The organism is Corynebacterium sp. LK14 (assembly GCF_008042215.1).
GTDB classification, from domain to species: Bacteria; Actinomycetota; Actinomycetes; order Mycobacteriales; family Mycobacteriaceae; genus Corynebacterium; species Corynebacterium striatum.
The window spans coordinates 90,440-105,008 of sequence record NZ_NOVQ01000009.1; the positions used below are offsets into that span (position 1 = coordinate 90,440).

General features: G+C 61.1%; 12 protein-coding genes. 2 read left to right on the forward strand and 10 right to left on the reverse strand.

Going from position 1 to position 14,569, the window contains the following annotated elements; genetic code table 11:
• The first annotated feature begins 2 nt into the window (after window positions 1–2).
• A complete protein-coding gene (locus CHU71_RS03725) occupies window positions 3–1,256 on the forward strand; it encodes a sensor histidine kinase (protein ID WP_236593692.1) in 1,254 nt (417 codons plus the stop codon).
• A complete protein-coding gene (locus CHU71_RS03730; RefSeq protein WP_049063143.1) occupies window positions 1,253–1,879 on the forward strand; it encodes a response regulator transcription factor in 627 nt (208 codons plus the stop codon). The genes CHU71_RS03725 and CHU71_RS03730 overlap by 4 nt, the downstream gene beginning before the upstream one ends.
• Here CHU71_RS03730 and CHU71_RS03735 read toward each other — a convergent pair.
• The 10 genes from CHU71_RS03735 to CHU71_RS03780 all read right to left on the reverse strand — a co-directional run bounded on the left by CHU71_RS03735 (window position 1,876) and on the right by CHU71_RS03780 (window position 14,529).
• Window positions 1,876–3,675: a BCCT family transporter gene (locus CHU71_RS03735; RefSeq protein WP_147760519.1), complete on the reverse strand. Its 1,800-nt coding sequence runs from the start codon at window positions 3,673–3,675 to the stop codon at window positions 1,876–1,878. The genes CHU71_RS03730 and CHU71_RS03735 overlap by 4 nt on opposite strands.
• 342 nt (window positions 3,676–4,017) lie before the next feature.
• Window positions 4,018–5,700, reverse strand: coding sequence for an FUSC family protein (locus tag CHU71_RS03740; RefSeq protein ID WP_147760209.1), 1,683 nt, complete (start codon window positions 5,698–5,700; stop codon window positions 4,018–4,020).
• Between the two features lie 13 nt (window positions 5,701–5,713).
• Window positions 5,714–7,126: an ABC transporter ATP-binding protein gene (locus CHU71_RS03745; RefSeq protein WP_147760210.1), complete on the reverse strand. Its 1,413-nt coding sequence runs from the start codon at window positions 7,124–7,126 to the stop codon at window positions 5,714–5,716.
• Entirely contained in the window at window positions 7,123–7,926 is an 804-nt protein-coding gene (locus CHU71_RS03750; protein ID WP_100621901.1) for an ABC transporter permease, read from the reverse strand. The genes CHU71_RS03745 and CHU71_RS03750 overlap by 4 nt, the downstream gene beginning before the upstream one ends.
• On the reverse strand, window positions 7,923–8,852 hold the full coding sequence (locus tag CHU71_RS03755) for an ABC transporter permease (protein ID WP_100621902.1): 930 nt from the start codon (window positions 8,850–8,852) through the stop codon (window positions 7,923–7,925). Before CHU71_RS03755 ends, CHU71_RS03750 begins: the two co-directional genes overlap by 4 nt.
• The gene (locus CHU71_RS03760; RefSeq protein ID WP_255456386.1) at window positions 8,849–10,333 is read right to left on the reverse strand and encodes an ABC transporter substrate-binding protein; all 1,485 of its coding nucleotides are present in this window, start codon (window positions 10,331–10,333) and stop codon (window positions 8,849–8,851) included. The genes CHU71_RS03755 and CHU71_RS03760 overlap by 4 nt, the downstream gene beginning before the upstream one ends.
• A 38-nt stretch (window positions 10,334–10,371) precedes the next feature.
• Entirely contained in the window at window positions 10,372–10,692 is a 321-nt protein-coding gene (locus CHU71_RS03765; RefSeq protein ID WP_070420143.1) for a hypothetical protein, read from the reverse strand.
• A 207-nt stretch (window positions 10,693–10,899) separates the two neighbouring features.
• Entirely contained in the window at window positions 10,900–11,892 is a 993-nt protein-coding gene (locus CHU71_RS03770) for an LLM class flavin-dependent oxidoreductase (protein WP_147760211.1), read from the reverse strand.
• Window positions 11,893–11,971: 79 nt separating this feature from the next.
• Window positions 11,972–13,324, reverse strand: coding sequence for a branched-chain amino acid transport system II carrier protein (brnQ, locus tag CHU71_RS03775; protein WP_236081521.1), 1,353 nt, complete (start codon window positions 13,322–13,324; stop codon window positions 11,972–11,974).
• An 83-nt stretch (window positions 13,325–13,407) separates the two neighbouring features.
• A complete protein-coding gene (locus CHU71_RS03780) occupies window positions 13,408–14,529 on the reverse strand; it encodes a MalY/PatB family protein (protein ID WP_147760212.1) in 1,122 nt (373 codons plus the stop codon).
• Window positions 14,530–14,569 lie beyond the last annotated feature (40 nt).

Consider the following 14,569-nt stretch of genomic DNA (forward strand, 5'->3'; position numbering starts at 1 on the left):
ATATGAGTACGGCACGGTCGAAGATGAAGAACTGGATTGAAAAGCAGCGGCATGCCACCTACCTCAACACGTTAAACGGGGTAACGCGGTGGCGGCGTGCCGCCATCGTTGCCGTGTGTGTATTGGCTGATGTAGTCACGATGGGGGCGATGTTCATACGCTTCGACGAGCGCTCTGGCAATTCATGGGATGATCGCATCCTTACTGAGGCCGCTATTGGGTCGTTGGTGAGCATCCTCACCTGGGTCTTGCTGGCCTTTGCGCTGCGGCACGTGCCGCGGGAGTTTAGCATTTACGAACGCTATCCTGGTCCGGTCTCCGCGCTGGTCAGTGCGGTGATCATTTGCGCTTCGGCGGGACTGCATCAGTTCTCACTGACAGTCTTCGTTGCCTATGTTTCTTTAGTCTCGCGTGGAAGTAAGCGCTGGACATTGGCAGCAACGGCGGTGCTCACCTTAAGTTATGGCGTCAAGGTTTATAGGCCTGATTCTTTCGAAACCGTGCCATTGGCGGTGGCCGGGTATGCCATTTTATGGGCCATGCTGGTTCTATCAGGGCTGTCGATAGGCGTCGTGCGTCATAGTCGCCGGCAACGTCAGGCCACGCTGGTGGCGCGCGCGGAGCTGAATAAACAGACCCTGGAGGCAGAAAACGAAAAAGTTCGCCAGGATGAGCGCAACCGCATCGCCCGCGATATGCACGATTCGCTTTCACATCGGCTAAGCCTTATCTCTGTATATGCCGGTGGACTGGCGTACCGGAAGGATTTGCCGCCGGAGCAGGTGGCGGAATCCGCTACGACTATCCAAAAAGAGGCCCAGCAGGCGGTGACCGATCTGCGGCAGGTCATTCGCTCTTTGCGTATCGATGATCGAATTGACCCGCGCACCAGCATCGACGATCACGTAGTGCGGGCGCGCGCCGCCGGTGCCAAGGTCACACTTGAGTACCGCGATGACTGCTTAGATAAGATATCGACTATGGGTGTGCATGCGTTGAGCCGTGCGGTGCAAGAAGGCCTGACGAATGCGCGCAAGCATGCGCCGGGGCAGAAGATTGCGATCGAGGTAGCCCAAGATGGTGCTTTGGCTCGGGTGACGATGCGCAACCGGAAGGTAGAGGGGGCGTCGGCAAGTGGCGGCGAGCATGGGCTTATCGGCATGCGCGAACGCGCACGCTTGGTAGGTGGGCGCCTAGACGTAGAAGATGGCGAAGAGTTTAGTTGGAGCCTGTATTTGCCAATGGAGGAACGATGATTTCTGCAGTGCTTGTCGACGACGAGGAGCTGCTGCGCCGCGGCATCCGTCTGATTCTAGAGGGCGCAGGCGACATCGAAGTGGTGGGCGAGGCCAGCAATGGGCGCGATGGCGTGCAGCTGATTACGCAACAACGCCCGGATATTGTGCTGATGGATATCCGTATGCCGGTCATGGATGGGATTGAGGCGGTGGCGCAGCTGAAGACGGCCGTGCCCGACATTCCTGTGGTGATGCTGACGGCCTTCGACACCGACGAATTCATCGTCGATTCCTTGCACGCGGGAGCGATGGGGTTTCTGCTGAAGGCCACAGGTCCTGAGGCATTAGTCGCCTCAGTGCGGGCGGCCGCGCAGGGCCAGCAGCTGCTTAGCCCTAAAGCGCTGCAGAACCTGCTGGCGATTCCGCATGCCCAGCCGCAAGAGCCGCTCGTCCTGGCGGATTTGAGTGCGCGCGAAAACGAGGTGGCGCAGCTGGTGGCGAAGGGGCTGGACAATACTGAAATCGCGGAGCAGCTTTATGTCTCTGTGGCCACGGTCAAGACGCACATCAAGCACATCTTGGAAAAGATTGGCGGCACGAACCGGGTGCATATCGCGATTGCAGTGCTGGAGCAGCGTTAGCTTTCCTTGTCTTCGCCGGTGTAGCCGTCAGCCCAGGTGTCGGTCTCGAAGTCGTAGTAAACGTTCTCGCCGTCCTCGTCCGTGCGCTGATACCACTCGGTGTAGCGCTGCGCGGAGGAGTCGAAGTCGGAGCCCGCACCGCGGCCCTCCTCAGCATGCTCAATGGAAAGCTCGAAGTCGTCGCCGTGCTCCTCGATGCCGCGGACAACCGCGTTCTCCACAGCGGCACGGGCGTACTTGCGGCGAATGAACATCGGATCAGAACGCAGGTCCTTGATGAAGGCGACCATCATCACCAGCAGCACCACGCAGAAAGGAAGCGCGGAAAGAATAGTTAGGTTCTGCAGGCCGGAAAGCACGTCCTCGCCGCCGGTAAGCAGCATGACGATGGCGATGCCCATCATGCACAGACCCCAGAAGACCACCACGAGTTTGTTGGGCGCAGGATCTCCCTTGGAGGACATCGTGCCCATAATGACGGAGGCAGAATCCGCGGAGGTAATGAAGAAAATTGCGAGGACGAAAAGCAGGATAAACGGCGTTACCTGGTGCAGCGGCAGGTTATCGAACATAGTGAACAAGACCTGCTCGCCGGAGGCGGTTCCGTCGAAGCCTGGGACCTTTTCGCGGCTAAATTGAATCGAGGTTCCGCCGAAGACGGTAAAGGCCATGATGAGGATAAGCGTTGGCGCGAAGACGGTCACGGCGGTGAACTCACGGAGAGTGCGTCCGCGGGAGATGCGGGCAACGAACATGCCCACGAACGGCGTCCATGCAATCCACCATGCCCAGTAGAAGGCGGTCCAGTAGGACTGGAACTCGATGGTTTCATCGCCCCAGGATAGGCCTTTGGCCATCATCGGCAGCAGCTGGTCGATGTAGGTGACGATGCCCGAGGGGATGAGGTTGAGCAGCAGCAAGGTTGGGCCGGCGAGGAAGACGAAGACCACGAGGCCCAGCGTGAGCGAGATATTGATGTTGGACAGGTAGCGCACGCCGCGGGAGACGCCGGAGACTGCGGAGATGATAAAACCACAGCCGAGAACCGCAATGATGACAATCAGCGCGGTATTGGTCAGCGGTCCAGCGCCGCGGATGATGGAGACGCCTTCACCCATCTGGATGGCGGAAAGGCCCAGCGTGGCAGCGGTGCCAAAGAGGGTAGCGATGAGCGCGAGGACGTCGATTAGCTTGCCCAGTGGCCCATCAGTATCGCGGGAGCTGAACAGCGGCTTGAAGATGGAAGATATCAACGGGACGCGGCCGCGGCGGTAAGAGGAATAGGCAATTGCACCGCCTACCAATGCATAAGCGGCCCACGGGGAAAGACCCCAGTGGTAGTGTGCCTGGGCCATGGACTGGTGCAGAGCCTCAACCGTGTTGCCGTCAACGGTGTGCGGCGGCGGGGTGAGGTAGTGCGAAAGCGGCTCCGACGGGCCGTAGAAGAAGATACCCACACCGATGCCGGCGCCGAACATCATGGCCACCCAACTGAACCAGCCGAACTCGGGCTCTTCGTCATCGGTGCCGAGCTTGATGCGGCCGAGGCGGGACAGGCCCACGTAGGCCATGGTGGCGATGGCCATCATCATGGTGATGTTGAGCAGCCAGCCGGTGTTGGTGATTGCCCACGAGAATGCGCTTGACGACGCCGCGGAGACCGACTGCGAGGATAAGATGCCCCAGATGATGAAGCTGACGACGGCGATTGCCGTCACGGAGAACAAGGCCTTATCAAGCCCGAACGTGTTGCGCTGGTTCTCAACGCCGATGCCTGGGACGAGGCCCGGGTGCATGTCGTGGGGATAGAGGCCCACGGCGCGGGCTTCTGTGTTCGTATCTGTGTTCGTAGATGCAGGGGTACTCGGCGAATCGTTGATGGGAGAAGACAAACTTTCCTAACTTGGCGGCACCTCAATGGGCCTGCCTTTTAGACATTGGCCCTCCATTGTTCAGGAGAAAAGGTGCAAGTGCCAACTTATCCGCTAGTATCAGGGAATCAGAGTTTCTAATGGATTGGATTGCCACGAATGCAACTGCCAAATTTTGATAATTCTTCGTACAACGTCGCAGAGGCCGAGTTGCTATCGGCTTTTGAGGTCTTCGAGCGCATCGAAGAGCATGTGCTCGATAAATCTCTACTTTTCGAAGTCTATTCGCGCTAGGGATACCAGCGCGTTGATGTCACCCGGAACCTCGTCCGGGTGAATTGAGCAGTAATCCAAGATGAAATAGCCCGCATGCTGCAGGGCAAGGTGGCGCTGCCAGAACTCACCCACGTGTTGCGGGTGGTTGACTGCAATGGACTGGATGGAGCGGCGCTCAGAAAGCAGCTCGTACTGCAGGTCGCGGCGAGCAGCCAGGGACTCGTCGGGGGTCGAGAAAAGTAGTGCGCCCAGCAGGCTGGTGATTGCTTCCTGGCAGCGGACCTGCAGACGGTAGTGGTTGGTCAGCTGGGCACGCGGCTTCCAGAGCCAGAGCACCAGCAAGGAAAAGACCACCGACAGCGCGATCTCACAGATGCGGGAGAAGGCCGTGAACGCCAAGTGATCGGCCGTATGGCCCATGAGCAGCGCCAGCGGCGTGGAGAAGATGACGCAGATGGCGTAGTTCTTGACCACGAAGATCTCCGCGCAGAATTGGCAGGCAGCGAGCGCGAGCAGCAGCGTCCAGCTTTCTAAACCGAAGGACGCAATGAGGTAGAACACGCACACACCGAGCAGCGAGCCCACCATTCGCTGCAATCCGCGGATGGTGCCGGGCACATGGTCCGGGCCCCACTGCAGAAGAAGCAGCACGGAAACTGCGCCCCAGTCTGGGCGGTCTAGGCCCAGTGCAAGGCCCACGAGCGTGGTGGCGATGGCCGCAATCAGAATCTTTTCTACCGTCACCACCGCATGCGAGTTGCCCACCGACGCGCGGTAGATGCGGTAGCGCATCGTCGGCTTGGTGTGCGGGATGGCGGTGCGGTTTGGGTCGACGTAGGTCGGGGAGTCAGAAAGCTCATCCGAGTTGGCAGAGAGATCCAGTGACTGGTTGTGCTGCACGATGCGGTTCTGCGCGGCAAGGGCACGCTCCACGAGGTGGCCTTGTGCTGCTTGAATGACGCGGCCGCCGCGGACGATACCGGCGTCGGAAAGCGCTTGCCACGTATTCGCCAGCGCAGTCTGTGCCTGATGGTGGCGTGCCAAGACGTCGGTTGTGGAGTTCTCAAAGGCGGCAGTGGCCTTCTCTAGGGTCGCGACAGTGCGGGTCTCCGGACCGTGCGGGGAGTGGAAGCGAGGCAGCATGCCCAGGCAGTACGCAGCTATGACACCCGCAATGGACCACGCAGCGACCTCAAAGGGGGTGATGTCGGTGCGCGCGAGCATGGTGGAGCCGCCGCCGACCATCACCACGAAGAAGGAACCCGGCGGCGGCAGGCGTAGCGCATTCTGCAGGAAGGCGCCGAGCGCGCCAATAGAAATAGCAAAGGCCGCAGACAGCAAAAGCCACCAGTGTCCGTGGCCCGGGGCGAAGACGAGCTCACCCACCAGCGAACCAACGGTAGCGGCCAAGGTAAGGAGCACACCCGCAGTGAGAATCACCCAACGGCGGGTGCGATAGGGGTGCTCCTCGCCGTAAATGACGGACATCGCGCCCGCGGTGACCAACAGCACGGCGTCGGGGTGGCCGGTGAGGATGGCGAGCGCGCCGGGAATGGCGATGGCGAGAGCAGCACGCATCGCGCCCGGCCAGCGAGTCACCGAAGAGTTGTAGGCGGTGAAAAGCTGTAGCGGGCGCGGGCGTTGCGGTAGGGGATGCTCAATCAATTCGCTCATATCGTGGCATACGTTACCCCTGCGCAGCCCCTAGAAGCGACTTGGTATACGGGTGCTGTGGGGCGGACCATACTCCGCGTTCGACCAGCTCACCATGGTAGATGACAGCCAGGCTGGAACACACTTGCTTGACCACACCTAGATCATGCGAGATAAACACCAGCGTCAGGCTGTAGCTTTCAACGAGCCTCTCAAGCAGCTCGAGGACCTGGGCGCGCACAGAGACGTCGAGGGCGGAGACCGCTTCGTCGGCGAGGAGGATGTCCGGGTTGCCGATGACCGCGCGGGCAATCGAGATGCGCTGGCGCTGGCCGCCGGAGAACTCGTGGGGGAAGCGGTCCAAGGCATCCTCGTCGATGCCGACCTCCGCCAAGACTTTCGCAATCTCGGCACGCGTGACCGGTGTGGGTGAGCCCTCAGCCACGATCTTCCAGATTGGCATGCGCGGATTGAGGGAACCTTGCGGGTCCTGGAATACCATCTGCACGCGGCCTTCCACCTGCACGGACCCGGAGGTCGGCTGCTCAAGGCCGGTGATGAGCTTGAGTAACGTCGTCTTACCGGAGCCGGAGCTGCCGACGACGCCGATGCGCTCGCCCTTGCGTACTTCGAGGGAGACGTCGGAAAGCGCAGTAGTGGAGCCGTAAGCCTTGGTGACGTGGTCGAGGGAAATGACAACCTCGCCGAGCTTCGGCTCAGTGGCGGCCGGCTTGGACTGGGAGGCCGCGATGAGGTGCTTGGTGTACGGGTGCTGGGGGTTGTCCAGCGCCGCGCCGGATTCGACGATCTGGCCGTCCTGCATGACCAACGTCTCAGGGCACATGCGGCGGATGACGCGTAGGTCATGGCTGATGAACAGCAGCGCGGTGTTGTGGCGCTGGGTCAGTTCCATGATGAGGTCCAGGATGCTGTCTTGCGTGGTGGCATCGAGGGCCGTGGTGGGCTCGTCGCAGATGAGCAGCTTGGGGTTGCGGGCCATGGCCATGGCAATCATTACGCGCTGGCGCTGGCCGCCAGACAGCTCGTGCGGGAAGCGCGAGGCAAGGGCCGCATCGAGGCCCACCTCGTTGAGCGCCTCAGCAGACGCGCCGGCGTAGCGCAGCTGCTTGCTCACGCGCATGAGCGGGTCGAGCGCGCTCATCGGCTCCTGAAAGACCATCGCCATGTCGGCGCCGCGCAGCTTGCGCACCTGGCGGTCGCGCAGGCCCACGAGCTCGCGTCCGCCAAGCTCGATGGAACCCTCAGCGTGGAGGTTCTTTGGCAGTAAGCCCATTATGGCCAGCGCGGTCAGGGACTTGCCGGAGCCGGACTCACCGATGATGCCCAGGCGTTGGCCGGACTCAATGCTAAAGCTGAGCGGGCCAACGATGGTCTCCTTGCCGGTGCGGATGCACAGGTCTTGTACGGAAAGCATGGGGTGGTTCATCGCTGGCCTCCTTTCAGGCGGGGATCGAGGATGTCGCGCAGGGCGTCGCCAAGCAGGTTAAAGCCCAACACCGTGGCGGCGATGGCAAGGCCCGGCCAGAAGGCCTGCATGGGATGGCTGGCCAGCAGGGGCTGGGAATCTTGCAGCATGCGGCCCCAAGACGCGGTGGGCGGGGTGGTGCCGAGGCCCAGGTAGGAAAGGCCGGCCTCGGCGAGGATCGCGAGTGCGAAGTAGACGGAGGACTGCACGATGATAAGTGGGGCGATGTTAGGCAGGATATGGCGCACCGCGATGGTGGGCGCTGGAACCTTGGACACGCGCGCCGAGGCGATGAAGTCCTGCGTGACTACCTGCAGGGTGCCCGAGCGTGCCACCCGGGCAAAGGAAGGGATTCCCGCGATGCCGATGGCGATCATGGCCGTAATCGTCGACGGACCCCACACCGCGCCAGCGATGATGGCGAGCAACAGCGCCGGGAACGCGAGCAAGAGATCCGAGCCGCGCATGATGAGGGAGTCGAGGATGCTATTGCGGCGCATGCCCGCCACCACACCGAGCGGAACGCCGACGAGCGCGGCAATACCGACGGCGATGACGCTCACGAAGAGCGTGATGCGTGCGCCGACCATCAGGCGCGAGGCAATGTCGCGACCAAAGCGATCGGTGCCGAGGAGATGCTCAGCGGAGCTGCCCGCCAGCAAATCGGGCGAGGCGATGTTCGGTGCATAAGGCGTCCAGAAAAGGGAGACCGCCGCGAGGAGGACGGTGATACCGACGAGAACGAAACCCAACTTCTTCATCGCTTCTCCTTCAAACGCGGATCGATTACGCGGTAGGCCAAGTCGGTGGCCAAGTTGATGGCCAACGTGAAAAAGACCAACAGCATAACCAGGGTCTGCACGGTGGTGAGATCGCGGTTGGACACGGCGTCGAGAAGCATGCTGCCCAAGCCTGGAATGACGAAGACGGACTCGATGACCACCGCACCCACAATCAGGGTGGTCAGCTGCAGACCGGTCACCGTGAGCACGGGAAGGGCCGCATTGCGCAGGCCGTGGCGGCGCAGCGCCTCCGCATGGGATAGTCCCAGCGCGCGGGCGGTGCGGATGTAATCCTGGTCCATCACATCCACGACGGAGGAGCGCACGTAGCGGGTGAGCATCGCGCCCTGCACCAAGGCCAAGGAGATCACCGGCATGATGAGCCGGGCGATAAAGCCGCCGAAGTCCTGGTCCGGTGGAATCCAGCCGTTGGCGGGCAGCCAGCCCAGACGCACGGCGAAGAAGGCCACCATGATGATGCCCACGAGGAAGCTCGGGACGGCGATGCCGATCTGAGTCAGTGCCGAGACGAACGTGTTGCCCGTGCGCGCCAGCCACATGCCCATGGGCACAGCGCCGGCTAGCGCTAGCACGATGGCCAAGCCCACCAGGATGAGGGAGACCTGGGCGCGGTCCAGCACCAGCGGAGTGATGTCCTGCTGCGAGGACAGCGAGGTGCCGAAGTTGCCGCTGAGCAGCCCACCCACCCACTCGAAGTACTGGGTGATAAGCGGGCGATCAAGGCCGAGGGTCTGGGTGAGCTCGGCGACGGCGTCTTCAGTGGCGTTCACGCCCAGCGCCACGCGCGCCGGGTTGCCGGGCACTGCGCGCATGAGCAGGAAGATAGCAACGGAGGCCGCAAACAAGGTCAGGACGAACTTGGCCAGCGCCTTGAGGTAGGTCATGCCTGCTCCTTTAAGTTGCGCAGCTCGATGGCGTCGGTGATTTGATTGGGGTCAAGGCCCTCAATCCCGTCGCGATAGAGCACGATGTTGGGCATGTTCATCAAGGTCAGTGCACCGGCGTCAGCCATGATCTGGTCCACTGCCTCGCCCATGAGCTTGGGGTACTGCTCCTCGGGGGCGGCGTCGGCAGCCGCGAGCAGGTCACGGGCCTTCTGCGAGTCGTAGCCCAGGTAGTAGTCTGGGTTGCCAAAGAGCGTGGGGATGTCGCGCGGCTCCACGTGGGAGACCAACGACATCTGGTAATCCTTGGCGCCCATGACCTGGCCCAGCCACACGGCGGGGAACTCGGCGGACTCGAGGGTGACGTCGAAACCGATCTCGGTCAGCTGGGAGTAGAGCAGCTCTGAGACGCGCTGGGCGTAAGGCAGGGTCGGCGCGGTGATGGTGACGGGGGCTCCCACGGCACCGGCCTCGGCGAGGAGCTTTTTCGCGCGCTCGGGGTCGAATCGGTAGTAGTCCTTATCGCTAGACCAAGGGTCCGTCGGTGGGACCGGTGCACCGCCGGTGTCCTGGGCCATGCCGCCCCACAGGACCTGGTTGGCGGCATCGCGATCCACGCCGTAGGCCACGGCCTGGCGCACGCGAGGGTCGTCGAAAGGCGCGGCGTTGTTGTTCATGGAAAGCAGCACCTCGCCGTTGGTGGTGCCCACCGTGGTGCGGATGTCGGAACCCAAGTCATCGAGGAGCTCCGGGTTCTGCATTGCCCACACCACGTCGACGCCGCCGGACTTCAGCGAGTTCACGGAGGAGACAGCATCGGGGAAGTACTGAATGGTCACGTCTTCCTGCGGGACCTTCCCCCAGTAGTCACGGTTGGGGGTCAGGGAGATGAACTCGCCTGGGGTAAAGCCTGCGAGCGTGAACGGGCCCGTGCCCACCGGGGTGGTGGCAAGGTCCGTGGCGGTGGGGGTCATCATCGCGCCGATGGCGGTGCCCATGGACCACAGCCAGCCGTTGGAATGCTTGGACAGTTTCACCTTGAGGGTGTGCTCGTCGATTGCGGTGGCGGAGTCAACTACCGCCATCTGCTTGGCGATGCCGTTGGTCCAGTTCTCTTTCACATTGTTGATGGAGTAGACGGCGGTGTCAGCGGTGAAGGCGTCACCGTTGCTGAACTTGATGCCCTTGCGCAAGTGGAAGGTGTAGGTAGTGCCGTCGGTGTCCCAGTTCTCGGCAAGTCCGGGGACAATCTCATCGCCCTCAATACGTACGAGGGTCTCGTATACGTTGCTCATGAGTGCAGCGGGAATGGCCGCGCCGCCTACATTGGTGAAATCGAGAGAGGTGGCGGCGCCGGTTGCGGCGATGGTCAGCGAATCACTGGTGGTTTCTTTGACCGCGGTGTGGCCAGCTGAGCAGGCGCTTAGCGACGCCCCGAGAACTAGCGCGCAGGCCATGCGCGCTAGGTGTACTTTCTGCATGAAAGCAGGTTAATCGGTGGGGGTGGGTTGCGCGAAATCTAGTCAGATAGCTCGAGCGGGAAGCGCCATAGGGGTGCACCGGGCTCGCAGGCAAGAGCCTGTGCGTCTTCGTCAGAGGCATAAACGAGAGTTGGAAGCCGGTGGGCATTGTCGTAATCGACACCCTTTTCAAAAAGGTGGCTGTGGATGGAACCGGATTCGGCATCAAGGCCGCGGCTTTCGAGCCAGTGGGAAATGGAAAGGATGGAATCAAAGTCTTCCGAGTTGAATCGGCCCAGAACTACTGAGCGGCGCCCGCGTCCGGAACTGACTAATACCTCTGCACGCAGAGTTGAGATCTTTTTTGTGATGCTGCACATCGCGCACTGCCATGCGTCCACCTTCGCTACTGAACAATGGAAATGCTAATCAAGTTAAATCCAAGGTTTCAATTTCATGGAAGTTATGTGTTTTCCCTATTTTGAAAATAGTCCAGCTGCCGCACAGGTAACTTGCTGGAAACTGCATGACCAGTGGTCGTGCATTCGCGCTCCAGCTGATATGTAGTTTTGATTTGCGCAGGATTTCTAGTGCAGATCCCAAGCCTTCGCCAGAAGGTCCATGTTGTGGAGCACGTTGTCGTGCGTGGTGGACTGCAGAGAAATCATGAGCTCGTCCGCCTGAGCCTTTTCCTGGAAGCCCTCGAGGTACTCGCGGACTTCATCGGTGGTGCCCACGGCGCTGTACTGCAGCATGTCGAGAATTTGCTGGCCTTGGTAGGAGCTGACGATCTGCTCGACCTGCTGGTCGGTGAGGTGCTTGCCGCGGCCGGCAAATGCCTTGACGCGGTTGAAGCAGACCTTTTCGTATTCGGCGTCGGCCGCCTCCTTGGTGTCGGCGGCTAGGACGTTAACGCCGGCAATGACGTAAGGCTCGCTGAGTGCCTCAGAAGGCTCGAAGTTGTTGCGGTAGTACGCCGTGGCGGACTCTAGGTGGGTCGGCGCGAAGTGGGAAGCGAAGGCATAAGGCAGGCCATATTTCGCTGCTAGGGATGCGCCGAACATGGATGAGCCCAGAATGTAGAGCGGCACGTGGGTGTTTACTCCGGGGATGGCCTGGACGCCTGGGACGAGGGACTTGCCGGAGAAGTAACCTTGCAGCTCGCGGACGTCTTCCGGGAAGCGCTCAGCGGCGTGGGCATCGCGGCGCAGGGCGCGGCCGAGGGTGTGCATGTCGGTGCCGGGCGCACGGCCGAGGCCCAAGTCGATGCGATTGGGGTAGAGCTCAGCTAGCGTGCCGAACTGCTCGGCGATGACATAAGGGGAGTGGTTGGGCAGCATGACGCCACCTGCTCCCAGGCGGATGGTGTTGGTCTTAGCGCCGATGTGGGAAATGAGCACCGCCGGGGATGACGAGGTGCTGTTCGGCATGTTGTGGTGCTCGGTGTACCAGATGCGGGAGTAGCCCAGCTTTTCGGCTTCTTGGGCTAGCTCCACGGACCTGGCCATGGACTGTGAGGCGGTCTCGCCCTCGTAAATGGTGCAAAAGTCGAGGATTGATAGCTTGGCGTGTTCAGGCACTGAAATAGGTCCTTAGTGGGCATTGATGTGCGAGTTCGTTCTCGTCTTCCAACGCTACGCCAGCACCATTTATTTCTCTCTAATTCTTTCGCTGAGCGAAGTCGATGGCAACGCCGATGAGCGCCGCAACGGCGGTTGGAACGAACCAGCCCAAGTCGACGGACTGGCCTGGGGAGGCGTTCAGTAGCGGCTCGGCAGCAGCCAGCCAGCCCTGGTTTGCCAGCACCGTCAGCGCAGACCAGACCACGGAGGTCCACAGTGCAAGCAGGAAGGCCCAGCGGAAGGCCACGGCGTTCTTGACCACCGGCTGGATAAGGGTCAAAGCGATGAGCGTGATAGCTGGTGGGTAGAGGAAGATGATGAACGGAACCGCGATAGAAAGCACTGTCTCGAGGCCCTGGAATGCGAAGGCGATAGAAAGCAGGGTGAAGACTACGGCCCAGAAGTGGTAGGTGGTCTTAGGGACCAGCTGAGCAAAGAACTCAGAGGTTGCAGTAATCAAGCCCACGGCGGTGGTCATGCAGGCGAGGATGACAATCGCGGAGAATACCGCCTGGCCCACGCCGCCCATGGTGGAGTTCGCGGCGTCGGCAAGCAGTGTTGCGCCGGACTCATAAGACTGTCCATCCTGGATGGTCTGGCCGATCCAGCCCAGGCCCAGGTAGATACAGGCGAGGAGGCCACCGGCGATGACGGCCGCTGTGATGGTGCCGCTGATGACCTGCTTGCCGGCTTTGAAACCCTTGGACTGTAGGGAGGAGACAATGACGATGGAGAACGCCAAACCTGCGATGGCATCCATGGTGTTGTAACCCTCAAACAGTCCGGTGACCATTGGTGCGGAGGCGTAATCTTCGGTCGGGGCGGCCGGGATGCGTTTAGCGCCGAACGTGGCCAAAGTGATGAGCACAAGCAGCAGGATGACCAGTGCAGGGGTCAGGAACTTGCCCAGGGTGTCGATGATGCTGTTGGGCTTCCAGGACAAAGCAAGGGCGATAAGGAAGAAGATGATGTTGTAGGTGACGTTGGCGCCGAAGCCTTCCCAGCCAAACAGCGGGGTGATGGCGGTCTCCATGGAAACCGCACCGGTGCGCGGCAAAGCGTAGAAAGCGCCGATAGCAAGGTATGCCATGGCGGAAAAGACAACGCCGAAGAACTTGCCGCCGTAGTTGCCGATATCGCGCACGGACTGGCCGGAGATGGACACTGCCACCACGGCTAGGACTGGCAACAAGACGCCTGCGGCGAGGAATCCCAGAATGGCAGGCCAGAAGTTGGTGCCGGAAGCGACGCCCACCATCGGCGGGAAAATCAGGTTTCCAGCGCCGAAGAACATGGAAAAGAGCATGAGCGAAGCCACGATGATGGTCATCGTGGGCTTCGTGTTGGAGCCAGTAACCGGGCTCGCGGCGGTATCTGTTTGTGTTGTCATTATCTTCCTCGTTTGTCTCAATCCTTGGGATGAGTTTCTCACACGACGTTAATCGGTGATGGGAAGTAAAGGCAAATTTCTAATTATCGCTCGAAAGCATTCTCGAGGCGGTTGAGTGCTTCCTCGAGGATCTCGCGGGACGTGGCGAAGTTCAGACGCGCGTGATGCGAGCCTCCAGTGCCGAAGGTTTCGCCCTCGTTGAAGGCCACCTTGGCATGCTCACGCAGCCACTTCGCCGGCTGTGGATTGTCCCCGATGGCGGTCTCGCGAAAGTCGAGCCACAGCAGGTAGGTGGCGTCCGGCTGGCTGGACTTGAGCCCTGGCACGCGCTTCGGTAGTTCTTCAACGAGCCAGTCACGGGTCTCGCGCAGGTACTCCAGCTCTTCATCCAGGAACTCCTGATCGCGGTAGGCGGCCTCGGCCGCCAAGACTCCGAGGGTGCCGGTTCCGTCCTTGGCCACACCGGTCAGGGAGTTCCACGTTGCGACGTCGTCGGCGTTGGAGAAGATGATCTGCGCGCACTTGAGGCCCGCGGTGTTCCATGCCTTGGACGTGGCGGTCACGGTAAGAGCGCGGCGTGCACCGGCCTCGCCTAGGGAGGCAACCGGAATGTGCTTGCCATTGAAGACTAGGGGAGCATGGATCTCGTCGGAGAGAATGCGCGCGTCGTACTTCTCAGCCAAGGCGACGAGTGCGGTCAGGTACTCCTCGTCGAAAACGATGCCCAGCGGGTTGTACGGGTTCGAAAGAAGAATGGACCCGGCACCTGCCTGGAATGCGCGCTCAATATCGTCGAGCTCCAGGGAGGTCTCAATCTTCTCGCGGCCGGCAGTCTCCGGCAGCTCCAGCAGCGGCGGGTAGGAAGGGACCGGCACTACGACGGCAGAGCCCGGGCGGGTGAAGTATTGCAGACCCACTAGGAGGCCGCGGACGACATCGCCGATCCAGAAGATCTGCTTCGGGTTAGGGCGCCAGCCGTAGCGGGAACCGTAGAAGTCAGCCAGTGCCTCGTTGAGGCCAGAGGATTTGGGGGCTGGGGTGTAGCCGAATGTCTGTTGCTCCAGGGCCTTTTCCAAGACCTGCTTGACCGCAGGGGCGGTGTCAAAGTCGGATTCGGCGATCCACAGTGGGAGGACGTCTTCGCCGTACACCGTCCACTTGCGGGTACCACGGGCTTTCAACTCTTCAAGGCTTGGAAACTGCATGCTCCCAACCCTAGCGCGCAGGCTGAAAAGGGGCTGGGAA

What these genes read in the sequence shown, in the direction of transcription:
- CHU71_RS03745 (WP_147760210.1), bottom strand. Translation starts at nt 7,126, where the DNA reads ATGAACCACCCCATGCTTTCCGTACAAGACCTGTGCATCCGCACCGGC.
- CHU71_RS03755 (WP_100621902.1), bottom strand. Translation starts at nt 8,852, where the DNA reads ATGACCTACCTCAAGGCGCTGGCCAAGTTCGTCCTGACCTTGTTTGCG.
- CHU71_RS03740 (WP_147760209.1), bottom strand. Translation starts at nt 5,700, where the DNA reads ATGAGCGAATTGATTGAGCATCCCCTACCGCAACGCCCGCGCCCGCTA.
- CHU71_RS03750 (WP_100621901.1), bottom strand. Translation starts at nt 7,926, where the DNA reads ATGAAGAAGTTGGGTTTCGTTCTCGTCGGTATCACCGTCCTCCTCGCG.
- CHU71_RS03725 (WP_236593692.1), top strand. Translation starts at nt 3, where the DNA reads ATGAGTACGGCACGGTCGAAGATGAAGAACTGGATTGAAAAGCAGCGG.
- CHU71_RS03730 (WP_049063143.1), top strand. Translation starts at nt 1,253, where the DNA reads ATGATTTCTGCAGTGCTTGTCGACGACGAGGAGCTGCTGCGCCGCGGC.
- CHU71_RS03765 (WP_070420143.1), bottom strand. Translation starts at nt 10,692, where the DNA reads ATGTGCAGCATCACAAAAAAGATCTCAACTCTGCGTGCAGAGGTATTA.
- CHU71_RS03780 (WP_147760212.1), bottom strand. Translation starts at nt 14,529, where the DNA reads ATGCAGTTTCCAAGCCTTGAAGAGTTGAAAGCCCGTGGTACCCGCAAG.
- brnQ (WP_236081521.1), bottom strand. Translation starts at nt 13,324, where the DNA reads ATGACAACACAAACAGATACCGCCGCGAGCCCGGTTACTGGCTCCAAC.
- CHU71_RS03735 (WP_147760519.1), bottom strand. Translation starts at nt 3,675, where the DNA reads ATGCACCCGGGCCTCGTCCCAGGCATCGGCGTTGAGAACCAGCGCAAC.
- CHU71_RS03760 (WP_255456386.1), bottom strand. Translation starts at nt 10,333, where the DNA reads ATGCAGAAAGTACACCTAGCGCGCATGGCCTGCGCGCTAGTTCTCGGG.